Below are 20959 nucleotides of genomic sequence, written 5' to 3' on the forward strand. Positions count from 1 at the left end.
CCCTCGGTAAGCTGACGGCATGACAGGACAAGTACGCACTGTCGACGGCCGAGTGGCCGGACGACGCGGCCAGGCGACGCGGCAGAAGCTGCTCGACTGCCTCAGCGAGATGCTCAGCTCCTCGCCGTACCGGGACGTCAAGGTGATCGACGTGGCCCGGAAGGCGGGCACCTCCCCCGCCACCTTCTATCAGTACTTTCCCGACGTCGAGGGCGCAGTTCTCGAAATCGCCGAGGAAATGGCCAAAGAAGGCGCGAGTCTGACCGAACTGGTATCCGGTCGCTCCTGGGTCGGCAAGTCCGCGTGGCAGACGGCGGAGGACCTGGTGGACGGGTTCCTCGACTTCTGGCGGCGCAACGACGCCATCTTGCGGGTCGTCGACCTGGGCGCGGCCGAGGGCGACAAGCGCTTCTACAAGATCCGCATGAAGATCCTGAACTCGGTCACCAACTCCCTCACGGACGCCATCAAGGAACTCCAGGCCAAGGGCCGGGTGGACAAGGACGTCAGCCCCGCCGCGGTCTCCGGTTCGCTGGTCGCGATGCTCGCCGCCGTCGCCTCGCACCAGAAGGGCTTCACCACCTGGGGCGTCAAGCAGGCCGAACTGCGACCGAACCTCGCGCTGTTGGTCCACCTCGGCATCACGGGCAAGAAGCCGCTGAAGTAGGGCCCGACCCCGGCGCGCTCGCCCGCGCCGTACGTCGGGCCCCAGGCCCTGCCAACTCCCCCCTTCCCCCCTCCCACCTTCCCCGCTCCCTCTCCCCCCCTCTCTCGCTCAGTCCGAGGTTCCCGGCTTCGCGCCCCATATGTAGATCGCGTCGTCGATTCCCAGCAGGTCCCACAGCGCCTTCGCGTCCGCGAGGCGCAGATTGATGCAGCCCGCCGACCCTCCGCCGTCGTAGAGGTCGTCCAGCCTGCCGTGCAGCGCCTGCCCCCCGTCGAAGAACTGGGCGTACGGCATGGGCGCGTTGTCGTAGATCGTCGAGACGTGGTCGCGGCTGCGCCAGTAGATCGAGTGCCAGCCGAGCCGGGTCTCCTGGCTGTCCCGTCCGCTGCGGACCGGCACCGGGTCGAAGACCACGTCCTTCTTCTTCTGCACCCACAGCAGTTGCCGGTCCAGGTCCACGCAGGTCACGCGGTAGTTCTTGACGGGGCACTTGCCGGCCGCGTTCGGATTGGCCCGGGCCTGGACGGCGACCATGACGCGGTACGTGCCGAGGCTCGCGTACCCGTTCGCCGGATCGACGTCGTTCTGCGTCTGGAAGTCGCGGATGGCGACGCAGTCGGCCTCCGACTGGACGCCGTCCACCGGCCGCTTCAGGAACTCCTCCATGGGCCGCTGGTACGGGCCCGTGCCGGCCGTGCAGGGATCGGGCGCCGCGGCGGCGCCCGGTGCGGCGACGAGCGTGCCGGCGAGGGCTGCGGCGAGCGCCGTCGCGGCGAGCGCGGCGGGTGCGGCGGCGGACCGCCGCGCGGGACGTATGCCGTCCGCCCCTGCCGTTCCCGCCGTGGTCTTTCCAGTGGTGTTGCGTCGCATGCGGCACTCCGTCCTCGTGCGTACCCCGGATCACCCCCATCCCAGAGGTATCAGCGCGCGTGGGAACGCGCCGCCACGGAGGGCCGAAAAGGTGAGGCGCGGGCGGCCGTCTCCGGCGCGCCCGCGCCCCTTTCACCCCGTCAGGGGGTCTTCACCCCGTCAGGGGGTTCGCCTCACGGCGGACCGTCAGCCCTTGCGCTGCTGGACGATCCCGCCGTGCTTCTCGCCCTTGCCCTTGCCGGGCTCGCCGCGCTTGTTGGCGATCTCGACGCGAACGGGCTCGTCGGCGTTCTCGGCGGTGATGGTGAACGGACCGCTGATCGGGTCCTCCGGCAGGACGTACCCCTCGGGCACGGCCGTCTCCAGCACGTAGTACGTGCCGAGCGCGAGCTCGTCGAACGTGCAGTCGCCCTGCGCGTCCGTGGAGCAGCCGTTGCCGATGCGGGTGTCCGCCCGGGTGCCGTTCGACGGCCTGGTCTGCAGACCGGGCACGTCGTTGGTCTCCTCCCACAGCTCGAACACGGCGCCGGCGAGCGGCTTGCCGTTCTTGGCGTCCTTCTTGTGGACGTCGATCTCACCGGTGGGCGGGGTCGGCGTCTTGGTGTTCTGGGCGGTGACCGTGGCGCCCTGCTGGGCGTTCTCCTCGGTCAGCGTGATCGGGAACACCGGGTTCGCCGGCAGGTCGTACCCGGGCGGCGCCGCCGTCTCCTGCCAGTAGTACTGGCCGAGCTCGACCGTGCGGGTGCAGCGGCCGTTGGAGCCGGTGGTGCAGGGGGTGCCCACGCGGGTGTCGGGGTTCGCACCGGTGGTCTGGAGACCGGGGATGCCGTTGGTCTCCTCCCACAGCTGGAACACCGCGCCCGCGAGCGTGGCGCCCGAGACTGCGTCCTTCTTGATCACCGTCACGTTGCCGCGGACGGGCGGAACGGGGGTCTTGACGTTCTCCGCGGTGACGGTCACGCCGCCCGGGATCTCCGCCTCGGTCAGGACGATCGGGAAGACCGGGTTCGCCGGCAGGTCGTAGCCGCTGGGCGCGGAGGTCTCGCGCCAGTAGTACGTACCGGCGACGACGTCGCGCGAGCACCGGCCGTTCACCCCGGTGGTGCAGGGCGGCGGGAGCTGGGTGTCCGGGTTGGCTCCGGTGGTCTGGAGACCGGCGATGCCGTTCGTCTCGTGCCACAGCTGGAAGACGGCTCCGGCCAGCGGGTCACCGGTCTCCGAGTCCACCTTGACGACCGTGATCGGCGCTTCGCCGGGCGGGGTCTCGGTGTTCTCGGCGATGACGGTGACGCCCTCGGCCGCGTTCTGCGCGGTCAGCACCAGCGGGCCGAAGACCGGGTTCGCCGGCAGGTCGTACCCGTCGGGGGCCGCGGTCTCCAGCCAGTAGTACGTGCCGAGCCCGACGGTGCGGCTGCACTCGCCGTTCGCCCCGGTGGTGCAGGGCGGCGGGAGCTGGGTGTCGGGGTCGGCGCCGGAGATCTGGAGGCCGGGGACGCCGTTGGTCTCCTCCCACAGCTCGAACACCGCGCCCGCGAGCGGGGCGCCCGTCTCCGAGTCCTCCTTGACCACCGTCACGTCCCCGGTGATGACCGGGGTCCTGGTGTTCTCGGCGGTGACGGTGACGCCTTCGGCGGCGTTCTCGTCGGTGAGCACCAGCGGGCCGAAGACCGGGTTCGCCGGCAGGTCGTACCCGGGCGGCGCCGCCGTCTCCTGCCAGTAGTACTGACCGACCTCGACGGTGCGGGTGCAGCGGCCGTTGGAGCCGGTGGTGCAGGGGGTGCCGACCGTGGTGTCCGGGTTCGCTCCGGTGGTCTGGAGACCGGGGATGCCGTTGGTCTCCTCCCACAGCTGGAAGACGGCGCCGGGCAGCGTGGCGCCCGAGATGGCGTCCTCCTTGACGACCGTCACGTCACCGCGGGCCGGCGGCACCGGCACCTTGACGTTCTCCGCGGTCACCGACACCCCGTCCGGGATGTCGGCGTCGGTGAGGGTGAGCGGGAAGACCGGGTTCGCCGGCAGCTCGTAGCCGGGCGGCGGGGTGATCTCGCGCCAGTAGTACGTACCGGCGACGACGTCACGGCTGCACTGCCCGTCGGTGCCCGTGGTGCAGGGCGGCGGGAGCTGGGTGTCGGGGTTGGCTCCGGTGGTCTGGAGACCGGCGATGCCGTTGGTCTCGTGCCACAGCTGGAACTCGGCGCCGGCCAGCGGTGCGCCCGTCTCCGAGTCCACCTTGACGACCGTGATCGGGCCCTCGCCGGGCGGGACCGGGGTGCGGGTGTTGGTGACGTCGACGTTCACGCCGATCGCCGCGTTCTCCTCGGTGAGGGTGAGCGGGAAGACCGTGACGGCGGGCAGGTCGTACCCGGGCGGGGGCGAGACCTCGCGCCAGTAGTACGTGCCGACGGGGACGATCCGGGCGCACTCGCCGACGACGTCCGTGGTGCAGTCCGGCGGGAGCTGGGTGTCCGGGTTGGCTCCGGTGGTCTGGAGACCGGTCACGCCGTTCGTCTCGTGCCACAGCTCGAAGATCGCGCCGGCCAGGGGCTCGCCGGTCTCCGAGTCCGTCTTCTCGACGGAGACCTCACCGGTGACGGGAGTGCGGCTGTTGTCCGCGGTGACCGTGACGCCGTCCGGGATGTCCTCGGCCGTCAGCACGATCGGGAAGACCGGGTTCGCCGGCAGGTCGTAGCCCGGCGGTGCGGCCGTCTCCTGCCAGTAGTACGTGCCCGGGTCCACGGTCTGCGAGCAGGTGCCGTCCGCGCCCGTGGTGCAGGGGGTGCCGACCTTCGAGTCGGGCGAGGCGCCCGTGGTCTGCAGGCCGGGGACGCTGTTGGTCTCCTCCCACAGCTGGAAGGTCGCGCCGGCCAGCGGGAGGCCGGTGGTGGCGTCCTCCTTGATGACCCGCACCGGGGCGGTCGGGACCACCACGGAGCAGTCCGGCAGGTCGCCGTTGAAGGGGTACGCGTGGAACTCCTGGCCGCCGCCACCGCCGACCACGCTGGTGTGCGTGATGTTGCCGGTGGAGAAGAAGCGGCCGTTGGTGCCCGGCAGGGTCACCGTGGCGGTCGACGCCTGGTTGCCGATCAGCACGCTGCCCTGGAACTGGCCGGTGCCGCGCAGGCCGACGGTGGTGGCGTCGGGGAAGTTCCACAGCAGCCGCTCGCGGAGCTGGTTGAGCGGGTCCGTGTCGAAGGGGCTGCCGCTGTAGGTGTTGATGGTGCGGTTGGCGCCCAACACGTTCACCAGGATCGTGGCGTTCGCCGGGATGTTGTTGAAGACCAGGCCCTGCTGTCCGCCGCTGGCGCTCTGCATGTCGAAGTCGACGTTGAAGACCTGGAGCGCGGAGGTGCCGTCACCGGTGAAGGTGGTCTGGCCGCCGCTGTTGACCGCGGTGCCGGTGGCCGGGCGGTTGGCGCCGGTCTCGGTGCGCGCGTAGCACTGGCTGGCGCTGGTCAACTCGTCACGCAGCGCGGCGTAGGGGGCCGCGGCGTTGGGGTCCTGGATGACCGTGCCCTCGATGGTGCCGGTCGCGGTGCCCGCGTGGCGGACGTTGCCGCCGTCGGCGAGCAGTCGCTGGCCGGCGGCGACGGAGACGTTGCCGCCGGTGGTGAGGAAGTCGGTGCCGTCGTCCGGGGGCACGCGCGAACCGACGCCGACGACGCCGACGTTGTAGACCGCGCTGCCGCCGGCGGACTTGTTCTGGTCGAAGTTCCCGAGTACGACGACCTTGCCTTCGGCTTCGGCCGCGCGCTCGCGGACCAGGAAGTTTCCACCCGCGAAGATGTTGATGTTGTTGTCACGGCCGGCGATGGGGCCGTTGTTGATCGGCGGGTAGGGGTCGGGGCAGTCGCCCGGCAGACAGGGGCCGAGACCGCCGGGGAGCGGGGCGCGCAGCTGCGGGGCCCGGCTGGCGCTCTTGGCGCCCTCGCCCTTGCCGCCGGCTCGCTGTCCCTTCTCCTTGCTCCCCTCCTTCTCGCCCTTGTCCTGCCCGGAGTCGGCCACGGTGAGGGCCCGTACTCCTTGGCCGGGCGCTGCTACGGCGTTCGTCGCCATGCCCGGTGCGAGGGCGAACGCGGGTGCGGCAGCCGCCAGGACCGCACAGGCCAGGCCCGTGGTCCAGGAACGTTGTCGCAGCCGCGTGAGAACTGCTCTCATCACATCGACTTCTCTCGTTAGGTCTCGGGACTCCCGTTACGGATCCCCGCCCAAGGCTGACGAGCCGACACATACGGATAGAAGCGACACTCCCGGACAAGGCGAACACTGATTCTGATAATCACCCGCGCGTCGGTACGTGGTCGGACGCGCCGGATATTCGCTGGCGCTATCGCCCGGCACGAGGCAGAGTCGCGCGCGGACGCGCCGACCGCTTTTGCCAGCAGCTCAGCCAGCTCAGCCACGCACTCGAACAGGGACGACGCCCGATGCCCCACCCCTCGGCCCTCGACGCCGACGCCGTACGACGACTGCTCGACCTCGACTCGCCGCCAGCGGTCCCCGCTCCCACACCCGTGCCCGTCCAACGCGTCGCCGAGGGGAGCGAGCACGTCACCTGGACGATCGGTACGGACCGGGTGCTGCGCATGGCGGTCGACGAGGACACCTCGCTGCGCCAGCGGCGGGAGCTTCGACTGCGGGACGCGCTGCGCGAGCACCTGCCGGTGGCGGTGCCGCGGAGCCTGGCGGCCGGGGAGTGGGCGCCCGGTCTCGCGTACACCGTGGACACCCTGCTGCCGGGGCTCTCCGCGGAGCGGCGCACGGTGTCGGGGACGGGCGAGCAGGACCTGTCGGGGCTGCTGGCGGGCTTGCGTTCGTACGACGCCGGGAACATCGAGGGAGGTGCAGGGGGCGACGAGGGGGACGGCGGTCTCGGGCTGCCGTCGGAGCCGTGGCGCGACCTCGCGGAGCTCAAGGCGCGGGCCCTGGTCGCGGCCCGCCAGCTCGCCGCGGACCGGGAGTTCGACCCCACCCTCGTCGAGCGCCGGCTGCACACCCCGCCCGCCCCGGAGCCGTCCGTCGTGCTCCTCCACAACGACCTCAAGGGCGAGCACCTGTTGGTCGACGAGGACGGCGCGCTGACCGGCGTGCTGGACTGGACGGACGCGGCGCTGGGCGACCCGGCCGAGGACATCGCCGGGCTCGCGCTCTCGGTGGGCGCGTCCGCCGCGGTGCGCGCCGCGGCCCTCGCCTCGTACGGGCCGCAGGTGTGCCTGCGCGGGCTGTGGCTGGCGCGCTGCGACACCCTGCTGAACCTCGCGGACGCGCTGTACGGGCAGGACGACAGCCCGATTCCGCTGCTGCGCAGCCAGCGCGGGCGCGCCTGGCAGCTCACGCCGCTGGACTTGTGAGGACGGGCCCCGGGCGGCTGCCGCCCGGGGCCCGGTGCTCAGCGGCGGATCGCGGTCGGCAGCTTGACGTGCGTGACCTTGGTGTTCAGTCCGCTGTCGCGCAGCCGGCCGTTCTCGTCGAACGCCTCGGGGCCGTCCGACATCCCGAAGTCGTTGTCGTTGATCAGCGCGAGGGTGTCACGGCCCACCAGGGCCACGCCCTCGACCTTGCCCGGCACTCCGGGGACCTTGCCGAGGTCGACGACGAGGCGCTTCTCCAGCACGTCGACGCCGGCGCCGGCGAGGTCCTGGGTCTGCTCGTAGCTGGGGGAGGTCGCCGCCTCGTCCCAGCGGCTGTCGAGGATGCCCTCGCCGCGCGGCAGCTCCACCCGGTGCAGCCGGGCGGTGCGGTCGGTGCGCTCCTGCACCAGGACGGTGTTCGCGTCCACCGCGACCAGGGCGGACACCTTCAGCTCCGACTGGTCGGCCTCCTGCGGGTCCACGACGTTCACGGGGTCGACGCGGTAGGCGTACTCCCCCGTCACCTCGCCCTCGTCGGGCGAGAACCGCAGCAGCCGCAGGTTGCGGGACGCCTCGCCGGCGGCCTTGTCGGGCACCAGCAGCGGGCTCTGCACCGCGATCACCAGATCGCCGCCGGGCAGTACGGTCAGCGCTTCGAAGCCGCGGTTCTGCTTGCGGTTCAGCAGGATCGACGGCAGCGCCTCGACCACGGGGTAGTCGGCACCCCGCAGCTTCAGGCCCTCGGGCACGTAGCGGGTGAGCACCCGGCCGCGCGCGGAGACGTGGACGAGGGACGGGCTGTACTCGTCGACCAGCCAGAACGTCCCGTCGGCGGCCCGGACCAGACCCTCGGTGTCGAGCCCGTTCGGGTTCGTCTCCAGCGCGGTGCGCGCGTCGTACGTGAACGGGGCCTCGTCGCGGGCGAGTTGGTTCGGCAGGCCGGTGACGGGCTTGCCGGACCGGGTGGTGACGGGGACGGCGTCGAGCACCCGGACCCGTTCGCCGTCGACCTTCACCCGGACGATCGCCGGGTTGAACCCGGGTACGGGGAACGTCCGGCGCTTCTTGCCGTCCACGGTGATCAGGCCGTTGGGTCCGCGGTCGGTGAGCGCCCAGAACTCGCCGGGCCGGTCGGCCGGGTAGAGGTCGCTGCCGACGCCGAGGTGTACGCCGCGGTCGTCGTCGACGGAGCCGGGGATCAGGCCGTTGCTGAACTCGGCGAGCGGAATCTCGTCCAGTACGGCGGACCCGGTGACGACGGGTCCTTGCGTCTGCTTCGGGGAGTCGCCGCCGGGCCGGGCTCCGCCGGACCGGGCGTCGGGCCGGCCGTCGGTGGCGGTCGCGGTGAAGGCGACGCCGCCGACGAGGGCGAGGGGCAGGGCGACGGTGAGCGCGATGCGCAGGGGGCGCGCGAGGCGCGAACGGGATTGCTGACGGGGGGACATCGGGCCTCCTGGTGGGGGACAGGGCCGGGCGGTCGGCCGACGGGTGGGGCCGTCGACTCCGCGTGGATCACCGACTCTGCCGCACGCCCCCGACCCGCGAACGGAGTTCCCGCCCTTACGGCCGAACCTCGCCCTCGCGCCAGCGGTTCCATCAGAAGTTCACCCGGGTTTCACCCGTAATACCGAGCCCGTCGAAACCCTTCCCGCGCCATTCTGGCTGAAATGCACAGGCCACGGAATCCGTGGGAACGTGGTCAGCCCGCCGCGCGGGCCAACGCCCGGTGCTCGGTCGGCCGGAGCCCCATGGTCCGCTTGAACGCCACGCTCAGCGCGTACGCGTTGGCGTACCCCACCTTGCGGGAGACCGCGGCCACCGTCTCGTCGGTCTCCGCGAGGAGGTCCGCGGCCCAGCAGATGCGCCAGTCCGTCAGGTACGCCATCGGCGACTGCCCCACCAGGTCCGAGAACCGCCGGGCGAACCGCGCCCGCGACAGCCCGACCTCGGCGGCGAGCCCCGCGACCGTCCACGCGCGGGCCGGATCGCCGTGGATCAGCTTGAGCGCCCGCCCGACCACCGGGTCCTGATACGCCCGGTACCAGGCGGGCGCGTGCGCGTGCGGCAGCTCGAACCAGTCCCGCATCGCCGAGACGAGCAACAGGTCCAGCAGCCGGTCCAGGACCACCTGGCGCCCGGGCACGTCCCGCCCGACCTCCCGCTGGATCATGTCGAGCGCCGGGCACCCCTCGGGCGGCAGCGGCACGCGGGCAATCGGCGGCAGCGCGCTCAGCACCCTCTGCGAGACGCTGCCGTGCAGTTGGTACGTCCCCTTCAGCAGGACGACGCCGGTTTCCTCCTCCGCCTCCAGCGGGCACATCGGCAGGTCGCCGCCGAGGACCAGCGCGCCCTCGGGGGTCGTGCACCGGTGGTCGTCGCGGACGAACGCGCGCGGCGCGGTGTCCGGCGAGTCGGCGACGGTGTACGGCGCGGGGCCGACGACGATCGCCACGTCGCCGTGGCGCAGCGGCACCGGCTCCACCCCGTCCCGCACCACCCAGCCGTCTCCCCGGAGCATCGTCAGCAGCGCCAGCGGCGTCCCTTCGAGGAACTGCAGCGACCAGGGCGGCGTGACCACGGACTGGTCGAAGAGGGCGCCCCGGGGCCGGACGTCTTGGAGCAGGCTCGACAACGCGTCTTCCATGCCCCGGATCGTACGGCCGCGGCTGGCAGGCGGGCGAGACGATCAGACATCGAAGCGAGAGGAGTAACCATCGCCCGTGCCGCACGGCTCCGCTGTACTGATCCGTATGACGACAACGACGCACACCACCCCCTCCCGTGACTCCTCCCCCGCCGACTTCGGGACCGTGCTGGTGCTCGGCGGCACCGGCAAGACCGGCCGCCGGGTCGTCGCCGAGCTGCGCAGCCGCGGCTTCACCACCGTCGCGGCCTCCCGCACCGGCGAGGTCCGCTTCGACTGGGCCGACCGCTCCACCTGGGAGCCGGGCCTGACCGGCGTGCGTTCCGTGTACGTCGTGGACTCCCAGGGCCCGGGCATGGGCGAGGAGGTCAGGGACTTCGCGGCGCTCGCCGCCCGGCTGGGCGTGGAGCGGCTGGTGCTGCTCTCCGCCCGGTCCTGGCCCGAGATCGACGCGACCAATCCGCACCTGGCCCCCGAGCGGGAGGTCCGCGAGTCGGGCCTGCGGTGGACGATCCTGCGCCCCACCTGGTTCGCGGAGAACTTCACCGAGCTGGAGTTCTTCGCCCCGCTGCTGGAGACCGGCGAGCTGCGGCTGCCGACCGGCTCGGGCCGGGAGCCGTTCGTGGTCCTCCAGGACCTGGTGGACGTGGCCGTCGCCGCGCTGACGGAGGACGGTCACGCGGGTCGTACGTACACCTTGTCCGGCGCGCGCTCGCTGAACTTCGCCGACGCGGTCGCGGAGATCGCGGGGGCGTCCGGCCGCACCCTGCGCTTCACGCCGGTGAGCGAGGAGGAGTACCGCGCGGACGTGGCGGCGGCCGGCTACCCCGAGGAGGTCGCCGACCTGCTGGTGACGATCCTCCACCACATCCGCGACGAGGGCGGCGCGAGCGTGACGGACGGCGTGCGGCAGGCGCTGGGGCGCGAGCCGCGCGACTTCTCGGAGTACGTCCGGACGACGGACTTCAGCGCCGTCGGCGCTACCGAAGCTTCCGTCGCTACGGCTTGATGCCGCCCCCGGCAGTGCGCCGCCGGACCCAGTCCGACCGGCCGAGCACGTACTCGACCTCGCCGTGCTCGGAGCCCTCGATCGGCTCGGGCCACTCCCCGGTGTAGGTGCGCAGGAGGGTCAGTCCGGCCTTCTCCATCACCCGCCGGGAGCGGGTGTTGACCGTCATGGTGTTCGCGGTGACCATGTCGACCCCCAGATCGGTGAAGCCCTTGTCGACCAGGGCCCGGGCGCCCTCGGTGGCGTATCCGCTGCCCCAGGCGGACGCGTTCAGCCGGTAGCCGAGTTCGACGACGGCGCCGATGTCGTCGGCCAGGGGCGCGAACTCGAACCAGCCGAGGAACGCGCCGGTCGCCTTCTCCTCGACGGCCCAGTACCCGCGGGTGCCGAGGCACGGGTAGTGGTGGAGGAAGCGCGGCAGGGTCCTCGTGCGGACCGTCTCGGGGCTGCTCGGCTTGCCGCCGCTGATGTAGCGCATGACGTCGGGATCGCCGTGCAGAGCGATGAGGCGGTCGGCGTCGGCGGTGGTGAACGGCCGCAGGGCGAGCCGTGCGGTCTCCAGGAAGACGGACATGTGCCGATCCTCACGGCCGGGCCGCCGGCTCCGCCAGTCGATTTGCGGTGGCACCGCTCAGGGAGTAGGTACGGCGTTGGACTCGTCGTCCAGCCAGATCCGCTGCCCGGCGGCGGTGACGGTGATCCCGTAGCGGTCCCGCACGGGCCGTCCGCGGACGGCCCAGTCCCCGTACGCCGTCTCGACCGTCTCCCACAGCCGGCGCGGCCCGTACTGCTCGACGGCGTACGCGTCGTGCCCCGGCACGTAGTCGACGGAGGCCCAGGAGAGGCGGTCGTCGGCGAGGATCCACAGCGTGGACTCGCCGCTGCCGTCGTCGGCGTCCACCAGCGCGTACCAGGCGTCCGGCAGCGCGAGCCCGACGTGGAACAGCGCGTCCGGGCTGCGCAGGAGGTCCTGCGGGTGGAAGGTCGTGCGCGTGACGTCCGCGAGTTCGGCGTGGTGCACGAAGTCAGACAGATAGCCCCGGTGGGGCCGCCCGTTGCGGGTCCGCATGAACGCCGGGTACCCGTGGAACCGGCCGCGCCCCACGCCGTCGTCCACGTCCAGCACGGCGTAACTGGCGTGGAAGAAGCTACCGCCCCACGGCGCGACGACCCGCCCGCCGGGCACCTGCTCGATCCACGCGTACGGGATGCGGGGCACGGTGTACGTGGCGATCAGCCGGTCGTACGGCGCGCTGGCCGGCCATCCGCGGTCGGCGTCGCCGCGGACGATGGCCGGGCAGTACCCCGCCAACGCGCAGTTCCGCACGGCTTGTTGGACGAGCGCGGCATCCACGTCCACGGCGACGACGTTCTCCGACCCCAGCCGATGCGCCAGCCAGGCCGCGTTGTACCCGGTCCCGGCCCCGGCTTCGAGCACCCGGTGTCCGGGCGCGGCCTGGAGCAGCCGCAGCATCTCCAACATCACCGACGGCATCGAACTCGACGACGTCGGCAGCAGGTAGCCGCCCTGCGGGGTGTCGCGGCCGTCGTTGTACTGCGTGGTGAGCGGCAGGTCCCCGTACGCGTACCGCAGCCACTGGTCCGGCGCGCGGCTGCGGGACACGACGCGCCCCCTGGCCTCGAACGTGTCCGGCAGGAACAACTCCCGCGGCACGGCGGCGACCGTCTCCCGCCACTCCGCGGGCACCGCGTCCTTGTTCACCAGGATCTCGACCAGTCGCTGCGGCGAAGTCACGTCAGCGCGTCACTCCTCGTCGGGCTGCGCCGGCGGAATCGGCCGCTCCCACTGCCCGTCGGACTCCCGCGGCGCCTGCTGCTGATCCCCGTCCGCGCCGCCCTTGCCGTCCCCGTGCTTCCCCATGCTCCGACCTCCGTACGCTCCGTTCCTCCCCTCCCCGTAGACTCCCGCACCCCCGCGCCCCCCGGCAGCCCTCTTCCAGCCGCCCCCCACGGCGCGTTGTGGCACAACCCGCGCGCATCCGCTCGCCGCGGCGGCACAAGTGAGCCCCGCCGCGCGTGGGTCTGCGCGACGGGGCGGGTTGCGCTACGGGGTGCGCTACGCGCGGTTCAGCGAAGGGAGCCGTCCTTGACGCCGGCGACGAAGGACGCGAACGCGGACGCGGCTATGTCCAGGGCCGGACCGGACGGGTCCTTCGAATCACGGACCGGGACGATGCCGCGCGAGGCGACGACATTGGCGGCAACTTCCACACAAGCGCCGCCATGTTCGCTGTATGAGGACGTGAACCAGCGGGGGGTTTGGGACGTCACAAGGTGCCCTTTCGAAACTTGTTGATCGTGGCCACAGACTCGGCCTGCGACTGAGCTTCGGCTTGTAGCTGATGGTAGGACGTCAGCAGAGGCACGACGGCGGCGCTGTCTCGTACGAGGCGCCCGCGCTGAGCGGACTCGGCGTAGGACATCAGAGACCGATCCCCCAGCGTCAGAATGTAGAGCGGCAGGCTGAGGGGTCGGCGGGCGCCCATCTCGAACGGGGCGACCTGAAGCACGGTGTTCGGTTGCTCGGCGAACTCGATCAACCGTGTCAGTTGCGCTTCCATGACCTCGCGCCCACCGATAGGTCGACGCAGACAGCTCTCATCGAGCACCACGAAGATCGAGGGGAGCGGCGTGCGAGTGAGAGCGGCTTGCCTTCGCTCGACGAGAGCTACTTGCTCGCCAGCCTGTTCCGGAGTTGCAACTCCGCGTTTGACGTCGCTCTCCGCCAGGACCGTGGCGTATTCCGGAACCTGGAGCAGCCCCGGTACGACACCGACTTCGTACAGTCGGATCTCCGCGGCCCGCCTCTCTTGCTCGACGTACTCCGGGAAACCCTCCAGCCAAGCCGTTTGCCGCACAGCAAGGCACTGGCGTTCGAGCCTGCCTTCAGTGCCGAACACGCGATCGGCGGTCCGTGCGAACCGTGGAGTTGGAGCACGCCGACCAGTTTCCACGGCCGAGATGTGCGTCCCCGAGCAGCCCATCAGATCGGCCAACTCGTCCTGCGTCAGACCCTGCTCGTCCCGCAGAAAGCGTAAACGCTGACCAAAGGCCGCTTTCGGCGACTCCTCAGGGTGCAATTCTTTACGGTTCAACGTCCTTCACCTAACTCCCCAAACAGTTACCGTAAGTTGAAGGTCATGCCACTGTAGGTCACGCTGAACTCGCTTGGTAGTGGGGGGCAATACGAATAGGAGTGGCATATGACCGAGAACAATGCACCCGCTCCCCGACCCGAACTCGCCGTAGGCGAACTCGCTTTCGATGTCGTCATGAAACGCGTGGGCGTGGTCATGGCGAAGTACCCCACCCGCTACTACCTCCGCCCTCCCCGCGGGGGATACGAATGGGAAGCCCCGCCCAGCGAACTCCGCCCCGCCACCACCGCCGACCTGATCTCTCCCGCGCTCACGGAGATCAATGCCAATAGCCGCCATTCGGTATGACGCAGCGGAATATGACAAAAGGAAGGGAGGAGCCTCTTGCTGAACATCGAACCCTCGAACGTCACGCCGGACGGCACGCGCATGGTGCAGCTCTGGGACAGCAACGCCCCGCACCGCGTCGTCCTCACCCCGCGCGCCTCGTTCACGCGGTTCCTCGGGCTCGCGATGGACGACGGCTACCGGGACCTGGAGGCGACCGACGAGGAGATGACCGCGGCGGCGCGCGCGGCCCGTACCGCCGTCGACTGCCAGGAGGGCATACTCCCGGACCTCCCGCCGCGCTCCCCGTACGGCGTCGAGGACTAGAGGCGGGTGCTCAGCGGCGGTGCCGCCGGTCTGGGGCGACGGGAGGTCGATTCCCCAGACCGGCGACGGCTCCTGGCCGCGGGGCCAGGAGCCGGGTGGATCAGATGCGTACCTGCCGGCCGGTCCACTGCGGGGAGCCGAGGCCGATGTAGCCGAGGCTCTGCCAGCCGCCGCGGCCGTCGCCGCCCAGGTTCAGCAGCGCGCGAACGCTGCCGTTCGCACCGATGACGAGGTAGTCCGCGACGTTGTCGGCGTTGATGTCGCCGAATCGGACTTGGCCGCCGGTCCAGTGCGAGGAACCCGAAGCAATCTGCCCCAGGTCCTCCCAGCCACCCCGACCGTCACCGCCACGGTTCAACAGAGCGCGGACACTGCCGTTCGCACCCACGACGAGATAGTCGGCGATGTTGTCGGCGTTGATGTCAGCGAACCTGACCTGACCGCCGGTCCACTGCGAAGAGCCCGCGGCGATGTGGCCGAGGTTCTCCCAGCCGCCGCGGTTGTCGCCGCCGCGGTTCAGCAGGGCACGCGCGTTGCCGTTCGCGCCGACGACGAGGTAGTCCGTACGGCCGTCCGCGTTGACGTCGGCGAACCTGACCTGGTCACCGGTCCACTGCGAAGACCCGGAAGCAACCTGGCCCAGATCCTCCCAGCCACCCCGACCGTCACCGCCACGGTTCAGCAGAGCCCGCACGCTGCCGTTCGTACCAACGACGAGGTAGTCCGTACGGCCGTCCGCGTCGAAGTCGGCGAACCTGACCTGGTCGCCCGTCCACTGCGAAGACCCGGAAGCAACCTGGCCCAGATCCTCCCAGCCGCCACGGTTGTCACCGCCACGGTTCAGCAGGGCCCGGACGCTGCCGTTCGTACCGACGACGAGATAGTCCGCGCGGCCGTCCGCGTCGAAGTCCACGTCCTGGTCGCCGAGGGTGAGGCCCGCTCCCGGCGGGGCGGGCGCCACCGTGACGTTCTCGGTGATCACGCCCCGCACCTCGGGCCGGGCCAGCACGTCGTAGAAGCCCCGCGCCATCTTCCGGTAGCCGTTGTCGTTCGGGTGGAGCCCGTCGGGCAGGTCATTGACCTTGAGGCGCGGGAAGTTCACCTGGAACACCTTGAAGCCGTTCGCCTGGCGTGCGGCGACCACCCCCGGTAGCGCGTTGTTGAAGGCATTCACCCGGTCGCCCACCGCCTGCCGGTAGTTGGGCACGATGCCGGCGACGAGGATGGTCACGTCCGGGGCGACGGCCAGGATGCGGTCCATCAGGTTGCCCAGACGCGCGGGCGCGGTGGCGACCTCGTGGTTGCGGTTGATGTCGTTGCTGCCGAGGTGCAGCGTGATCACATTGGGCTTGGCCGCGTACAGCCATGACTCAATGTCCGCGGCGACCTGTTCGATCAGGAAGCCCGAGTGCCCCTCGTGGTCAGGGTCGGGCATGTTCCCGTGCTGGAGGGAACCGACGAAGTCGAGCGTGCCCACCCGTCCCTGGAGGTGGTTGCGCAGGTAGTCCCGGTAGCCGTTGCCGGTGCTGCTGCCCACGCCCTGGGTGATGGAGTCGCCGATCGGCATCACGGCCAGCCGGGGAATCTGCCACGGCGGCTGGGTTCCGCCCTGGCCCGGGGTGTCGCCGTGGTACGTGTACTCGTTCAGCTTGGCGACGGTGGTCAGCGGGGTCGGGTCGCCGTTCTTGTACTGGTCGACGGCGAGGAAGTTGGGCTTCTTGCGGGCGGCGGGCATGCAGAACCGCTCGGCCCGGTTCTGGAGCTTCGAGTTGTCGTTGGTGTACGTCGGGGCGAGCGGGGCGTCACGGAAGTGGTTCATGACGAACAACCGACGGAACTTCGGCTCCTCCTTGGTCAGGGGAACGTCGTGCCACCGGCTGAAGCACCTCCAGTTGGAGTTGCCGAGCCCGGGCCCCATGGACCAGTAGTTCTCCACGGTCCAGTCCTTGCCGGACATCACCCCGAAGCCCTCCCGGGCCGCGTTCTCGTCGTCGTGCTTGTCGGAGAAGACGATCAGGCGCTTGTTGTCGTTGATCATCTCCGAGCGGCGGGGCCACCCGTTCTCGTGGACCTGTTCGAGGCGGGGGTTGTAGATCAGGCTGCTGAGCGCGCCCTGGACGGACGGGTGATCGAAAGCGGACTTGAGCTGCGCCGCGGAGACCCGGTCCTCGATGAAGAGGGTGACTATCTCATTCCGCTTGTCGGGCCTGTTGAGCCATTGCGTGATGTCCGCCAGCACGTTCTCCAGCGGCCGTATTTCGAGGGACGAGCACGGCTTGTGGCAGACGCCGATCGTTCCGTGGTGGTTGTGGACGTCGATCATCAGGCCGCGCACGCCGTCGTTGAGCTGCCCGACGATCGAATGCGGCTGGGCGGGGCCCATGACCCCGGGGATGTCCTCGGTGTTCTGGAACGCGTTGTGCGTCGTGAGGAAGGTGAGCTGGTCGAAGGTGGGATCGGTGAGGTCGTCGCCGGTCCGCGGGGTCTTCGGCGGGTCGATGGGCGTGACGTACCACTGGGCGGTCTCGTCAGTGGCGGTGCTGAAGATCGGCCACGCCACCTCCTCGTCCGTGACCTGCCCGGCGGCCAGCCGCTCGGCGCTGCCCGGGCCGGTGTGGAGGGAGTACTTCTCGCCGGCGATTCCCTGGAGCCACCAGTTGCCCGAGGCGTTTCCGCATCCCACGAGACTGGGCCAGGCGTTCGCGTTGCTCCGCCCGAGGCACTGGCCGTCGCGGCTGGTGCTCCTGATCCAGTGCGAGCCGTCCGACTGCGGGACGAACTCCCACTGCTGATGGTCCTCGTTGCCCTTCGGGGGGCGGCTGTCGACGTTGTCCCTCGCCGCCGAGAGGGCGAAGCCGTTCTTGACGTTCTGAATGTAGAAGGCGGCGGGCGGACCACCCGGGGCGGCCACGGCGGCCCCGGCCCCAGCCAGCACCGCCCCCGCACTCAGCAGCCCCGCGACGAGCGCCGTCACCAGCGCGTACACCACCGCGCGAAGGGGCAGACGCTGCCGTTTGGGGCGGGGTGGGCGGGCGGGAGCCGCGGTCGTTCTGTCGGTGTGTCTCAAAGGAAACCCTTCCTGCCGGATCCGGTCGGGGCCTGGCGGCCCCTCACGTCCTTAGGGGGAAGGGGCGACAGAGGTTGTCTCCCGCGCGGACAATGGCGCGATCAGGGTGGGCGTGGCTGGAAATCAGCCTCCAGGGCGTATCTCCCAGCGCTCCCGCTCCACGTCCACCGTCCCCTCCTTTCCTCATCCCCTCCTTCCCTCTCCGCTCCTCTCACGAAGCCCGGGCGTCGTGCTTCTCGCGGTTGGTGAGGACTTCGGGCATGTGGTGTTGCGCCCACTGCCGGAGGCCGCGCGTCAGGTGGTGGAGCGAGAGGCCGAGGGCCGTCAGTTCGTAGGTGACGGTGACGGGGACCGTGGGGGTCACCGTGCGGGTGAGGAGGCCGTCGCGTTCGAGGGCTCGGAGGGTCTGGGTCAGCATCTTTTGGCTGACGCCGACCAGGAGGCGGGCGAGTTCGGAGTAGCGCATCGCCTGCGGAGCGGCGGATGTGTCGCCGCCCAGGGCGCACAGGATCAGCACGGCCCACTTGTTGGATATCCGGTCGAGGAGCTGGCGGCTGGGGCACTCCGCGAGGAACGCGTTGTACTCCGCCTTCGTATTCGTCACCGGCCTCGTACCTCTCCTTCAGTTAGTTACACACTTCAGAGTGCCTACTTCCCGGCAGGAAGCAACTCTCCAACACTGGTGCACAAGAGGCCGGAGCCGCCACCCCCGGAACGAGCAGAACGAGACGAAAGGCGCCACGATGCACACGTCCTCCCCATCCCTCCCCGGTGGAACCTGGACACTGGGCGACGCGACCGTCACCCGGTTCGGGTACGGCGCGATGCAGCTCGCCGGCCCGTGGGTCATGGGGCCGCCGGCCGATCGCGACGGTGCGTTGGGCGTGCTGCGGGAGGCGGTCGGGCTCGGGATCACCCACGTCGACACCAGCGATGCGTACGGGCCGCGCATCACGAACCGGCTGATCCGCGAGGCGCTGCACCCCTACCCGGAGTCGTTGCTCATCGCCACCAAGGTGGGCGCGAACCGCGACGCCGAGGGCGGGTGGCCCACGGCCCGGCGGCCCGAAGACCTGCGCCAGCAGGTCCACGAGAACCTCGAATCCCTCAGCGTCGAGGTCCTGGACCTGGTCAACCTGCGGATGGGCGACGCACAGAGCCCCCGGGCCGGCTCCCTCGCGGAGGCGTTCGAGACGCTCGTCGGGCTCCAGCGCGAGGGGCTGATCCGGCACCTCGGCATCAGCAACGTCACCGCGGAGCAGGTCGACGAGGCGCGCGGCATCGCGCCGGTGGTATGCGTGCAGAACATGTACAACCTCGCCCACCGGAACGACGACGACCTGGTGGACGAACTCGCCGTCGACGGCATCGCCTACGTGCCGTTCTTCCCGCTGGGCGGCTTCACGCCGCTGCAGTCCGAGGCCCTTTCGCGGGTCGCGGGCCGGTTGGGGGCGACGCCCATGTCCGTTGCGCTGGCGTGGCTGTTGCAGCGCTCGCCGAACATCCTGCTCATCCCCGGCACCTCCTCCACCGCGCATCTGCGCGAGAACGTCGCGGGCGCCGGGCTCGCCCTCTCCGACGAGGACGTGGCGGAGCTGAACGACATCGGTCGCCGGGCGAAGCCCTGAACGAAGCCTGAACGGAGCCGGCCGGCTAGCGAACCGCTCCGGGGCCGGCCCGCTCAGTGATCAACCGCCGGTAGTTCGGGCACTGGGCGGGGTCCTCGTGCTCACAGTTCAGGCCGCCCTCGACGAGCTCCAACGACGCCTGGGCCGCCGCGATCCTCGACCGGAGTTCGTCGGCCGCGGGGCGCAGGATCTCGTGGCGGGTGGTGCGGTCACTCGTTCCGAGCCACCTCCCGATGGTGGTCAGGTCGAAACCGGCCTCCTTCATGATGAGGATCGTCGCGACGCGGGTGAGGTCGTCCGTGCCGTACCGGCGGCGCCCGCCGGGGTCCCGTACGGGGCGCAGCAGCCCCATCGCCTCCCAGTGCCGCAGCACGTGCGTGGCCAGGCCGAACCGCGCCGCGATGGCGCCGATGCTCAACGTGCCGCGGCCGACACCGCCGCCAGCACCACCTTCGCCGCTGTCACCGCCTCCGCCTCCGCTTGACTTCATATCGACATTAAGTCGCAGCATGGCGGCCATGTCCAACATGTCTGAGAATCAGGAAGCGGTGGCTGAACACCGCGACACCGAAGCCCTGTTGGGGGTCCTGGACGCTGCGGACCGGCTGTCGAGCGCCGCCCGGCTGCGGGTCCGCTCCTACGAGCTGTTGCGGCTCGCCCCGGGGTCGACCGTCGTGGACGTCGGCTGCGGCGCCGGTCGGGCCGCGGGCGAACTGGCCGAACAGGGCGTCCGCGCGGTGGGCGTGGACCCCAGCCCGTGGATGCTGGCCGCGGCCCGGGGGCGGTGGCCGGCGGCCGAGTTCCGGGAGGCGGGGGCGGAGGAACTGCCGTTCGCCGACGGAAGCGTCCGCGGCTACCGCGCCGACAAGGTCTTCCACCTGCTCCAGGAGCCGGCGCGCGCGGTGGCGGAAGCGCGCCGGGTCCTGCGCCCGGGCGGCCGGATCGTGCTGGTCGGGCAGGACTGGGACGCCATCATGATCGACTCTGCCGACGCGGCGCTCACCCGGACGATCGTGCACGCCCGCGCCGACCTCCTGGGCGCGCCCCGCGCCGGACGGCAGTACCGCGGCCTGCTGCTCGCCGGCGGCTTCGACGACGTCGCCGTCGAAGTGCACACCAGCGTGTTCACCGATCCCGCGATGCTGCCGCTGCTCGCGCGGCTCGCCGAGCCGGCCTGCGCCAGCGGCGCCGTCGACCGCGACCGGGCGGACGGCTGGCTCGCCGAACAGCGCGGGCGCGCCGAGGCCGGGCGCTTCCTCGCCGCGATCCCGTTCTTCGTCGCCTCCGCCTCCGCCAGCGCCTGAGCGGTCCGGGGCCGCGCCGTCGGCGTCAGCGCTGCGGGCTGATCCCCGCGACGGTGAGCTGGAACAACCGGTGCGCCCTCGCGGCGGGGTCGGGGTGGCCGGCCGTCGCCAGCGCGATGCCGACCGCCAGGGCGATCAGGTCGGCGGGGGTGGCGTCCGGGGACGCCCGGCCATCGCGTACGGCGCGGTCCAGCAGCGGGGCCGCCGCCGCTTCCAGGTCCGCCGCGCAACTGTTCTCGTGGACCGGGTCCGTCTCGGCGAAGTCGTACGACAGGGCGGCGGCCAGGCCCCGCGCGCAGACGCAGTACTCGACGACCTCGCCCAGCCACTCCAGGAGCGCGGCGCGGCTGTCGTCGTGGTCGGCCAGGTCGTGGGCGCGGGCGCCGAGGGCCGTGATGCGCTCCTGGGCGACGGCCTCCAGCAGGGCGCGGCGGGTGGGGAAGTGGCGGCGCACGGTGGCCGAGCCGACGCCGACGGTGCGGGCGATCTTCTCCAGGGACGCGTCGGCGCCGTGGGCGGCGACCTCCTGCTCGGCCACGGCGAGGATGCGTGCGTAGTTGCGCCGGGCGTCGGCGCGTTGGCGTTCGGGACGCTCAGAGCGCTCGGGCTGCTGCGGCATCGGCATGGCGTTCACCTCCGGCGTTGCTAA

19 protein-coding genes are annotated in these 20959 nt (G+C 71.1%); 7 read left to right on the forward strand and 12 right to left on the reverse strand.

The window, feature by feature from the left end; genetic code table 11:
• Nucleotides 1-19 precede the first annotated feature (19 nt).
• Nucleotides 20-667 (forward strand): TetR family transcriptional regulator, encoded by a 648-nt coding sequence (locus ABZ842_RS24560; RefSeq protein ID WP_361540457.1) that lies wholly within the window; start codon nt 20-22, stop codon nt 665-667.
• 108 nt (nt 668-775) lie between these two features.
• Here the strand turns inward: ABZ842_RS24560 and ABZ842_RS24565 are convergent, their stop codons facing one another.
• Together ABZ842_RS24565 and ABZ842_RS24570 are read right to left on the reverse strand one after the other, a co-directional pair.
• Nucleotides 776-1537, reverse strand: coding sequence for a L,D-transpeptidase (locus ABZ842_RS24565; RefSeq protein WP_361540460.1), 762 nt, complete (start codon nt 1535-1537; stop codon nt 776-778).
• Between the two features lie 186 nt (nt 1538-1723).
• A complete protein-coding gene (locus ABZ842_RS24570) occupies nt 1724-5692 on the reverse strand; it encodes a SpaA isopeptide-forming pilin-related protein (protein WP_361540463.1) in 3969 nt (1322 codons plus the stop codon).
• Nucleotides 5693-5961: 269 nt separating this feature from the next.
• On the opposite strand from ABZ842_RS24570, the gene ABZ842_RS24575 reads away from it, so the two are divergent.
• Nucleotides 5962-6885, forward strand: coding sequence for a phosphotransferase (locus ABZ842_RS24575; RefSeq protein WP_361540466.1), 924 nt, complete (start codon nt 5962-5964; stop codon nt 6883-6885).
• Between the two features lie 38 nt (nt 6886-6923).
• On the opposite strand, the gene ABZ842_RS24580 is transcribed toward ABZ842_RS24575, so the two are convergent.
• Complete coding sequence (locus ABZ842_RS24580; protein ID WP_361540469.1) at nt 6924-8330, reverse strand: esterase-like activity of phytase family protein; 1407 nt, start codon at nt 8328-8330, stop codon at nt 6924-6926.
• Nucleotides 8331-8584: 254 nt separating this feature from the next.
• Nucleotides 8585-9529 (reverse strand): AraC family transcriptional regulator, encoded by a 945-nt coding sequence (locus ABZ842_RS24585; RefSeq protein WP_361540472.1) that lies wholly within the window; start codon nt 9527-9529, stop codon nt 8585-8587.
• Nucleotides 9530-9635: 106 nt separating this feature from the next.
• On the opposite strand from ABZ842_RS24585, the gene ABZ842_RS24590 reads away from it, so the two are divergent.
• On the forward strand, nt 9636-10538 hold the full coding sequence (locus ABZ842_RS24590) for an NAD(P)H-binding protein (RefSeq protein ID WP_361540474.1): 903 nt from the start codon (nt 9636-9638) through the stop codon (nt 10536-10538).
• On the opposite strand, the gene ABZ842_RS24595 is transcribed toward ABZ842_RS24590, so the two are convergent.
• From ABZ842_RS24595 to ABZ842_RS24610, 4 genes are all read right to left on the reverse strand, one after another.
• Nucleotides 10528-11112, reverse strand: a complete 585-nt coding sequence (locus tag ABZ842_RS24595) for a GNAT family N-acetyltransferase (protein ID WP_361540477.1) — start codon at nt 11110-11112, stop codon at nt 10528-10530. The genes ABZ842_RS24590 and ABZ842_RS24595 overlap by 11 nt on opposite strands.
• Nucleotides 11113-11169: 57 nt before the next feature.
• Nucleotides 11170-12294 (reverse strand): methyltransferase domain-containing protein, encoded by a 1125-nt coding sequence (locus ABZ842_RS24600; RefSeq protein WP_361540480.1) that lies wholly within the window; start codon nt 12292-12294, stop codon nt 11170-11172.
• Nucleotides 12295-12626: 332 nt separating this feature from the next.
• The gene (locus tag ABZ842_RS24605; RefSeq protein ID WP_361540482.1) at nt 12627-12830 is read right to left on the reverse strand and encodes a DUF397 domain-containing protein; all 204 of its coding nucleotides are present in this window, start codon (nt 12828-12830) and stop codon (nt 12627-12629) included.
• A complete protein-coding gene (locus ABZ842_RS24610) occupies nt 12827-13654 on the reverse strand; it encodes a helix-turn-helix transcriptional regulator (protein ID WP_361540485.1) in 828 nt (275 codons plus the stop codon). Before ABZ842_RS24610 ends, ABZ842_RS24605 begins: the two co-directional genes overlap by 4 nt.
• A 108-nt stretch (nt 13655-13762) precedes the next feature.
• Between ABZ842_RS24610 and ABZ842_RS24615 the strand changes: the two genes are divergently transcribed.
• Together ABZ842_RS24615 and ABZ842_RS24620 are read left to right on the forward strand one after the other, a co-directional pair.
• Nucleotides 13763-14005: a hypothetical protein gene (locus ABZ842_RS24615; protein WP_361540488.1), complete on the forward strand. Its 243-nt coding sequence runs from the start codon at nt 13763-13765 to the stop codon at nt 14003-14005.
• A 36-nt stretch (nt 14006-14041) separates the two neighbouring features.
• The gene (locus ABZ842_RS24620; RefSeq protein WP_361540491.1) at nt 14042-14311 is read left to right on the forward strand and encodes a hypothetical protein; all 270 of its coding nucleotides are present in this window, start codon (nt 14042-14044) and stop codon (nt 14309-14311) included.
• Nucleotides 14312-14411: 100 nt separating this feature from the next.
• Here the strand turns inward: ABZ842_RS24620 and ABZ842_RS24625 are convergent, their stop codons facing one another.
• Together ABZ842_RS24625 and ABZ842_RS24630 are read right to left on the reverse strand one after the other, a co-directional pair.
• On the reverse strand, nt 14412-17300 hold the full coding sequence (locus tag ABZ842_RS24625; protein ID WP_361540494.1) for an FG-GAP-like repeat-containing protein: 2889 nt from the start codon (nt 17298-17300) through the stop codon (nt 14412-14414).
• A 289-nt stretch (nt 17301-17589) separates the two neighbouring features.
• On the reverse strand, nt 17590-17982 hold the full coding sequence (locus tag ABZ842_RS24630; protein WP_361540497.1) for a helix-turn-helix domain-containing protein: 393 nt from the start codon (nt 17980-17982) through the stop codon (nt 17590-17592).
• A gap of 139 nt (nt 17983-18121) precedes the next feature.
• Between ABZ842_RS24630 and ABZ842_RS24635 the strand changes: the two genes are divergently transcribed.
• Nucleotides 18122-19006 carry an aldo/keto reductase family oxidoreductase gene (locus ABZ842_RS24635; RefSeq protein WP_361540500.1) on the forward strand — a complete coding sequence of 295 codons (885 nt, stop codon included), beginning with the start codon at nt 18122-18124 and terminating at the stop codon, nt 19004-19006.
• A gap of 25 nt (nt 19007-19031) precedes the next feature.
• On the opposite strand, the gene ABZ842_RS24640 is transcribed toward ABZ842_RS24635, so the two are convergent.
• Nucleotides 19032-19496, reverse strand: coding sequence for a MerR family transcriptional regulator (locus tag ABZ842_RS24640; protein WP_361540503.1), 465 nt, complete (start codon nt 19494-19496; stop codon nt 19032-19034).
• A gap of 37 nt (nt 19497-19533) precedes the next feature.
• Here ABZ842_RS24640 and ABZ842_RS24645 point away from each other — a divergent pair, with 37 nt between their 5' ends.
• Entirely contained in the window at nt 19534-20310 is a 777-nt protein-coding gene (locus ABZ842_RS24645) for a methyltransferase domain-containing protein (RefSeq protein WP_361540506.1), read from the forward strand.
• 25 nt (nt 20311-20335) lie between these two features.
• On the opposite strand, the gene ABZ842_RS24650 is transcribed toward ABZ842_RS24645, so the two are convergent.
• Nucleotides 20336-20935: a helix-turn-helix domain-containing protein gene (locus tag ABZ842_RS24650; RefSeq protein WP_361540509.1), complete on the reverse strand. Its 600-nt coding sequence runs from the start codon at nt 20933-20935 to the stop codon at nt 20336-20338.
• Between the last annotated feature and the right edge of the window lie 24 nt (nt 20936-20959).

The organism is Streptomyces sp. NPDC047315 (genome assembly GCF_040643215.1).
In the GTDB taxonomy this organism is placed as follows: domain Bacteria; phylum Actinomycetota; class Actinomycetes; order Streptomycetales; family Streptomycetaceae; genus Streptomyces.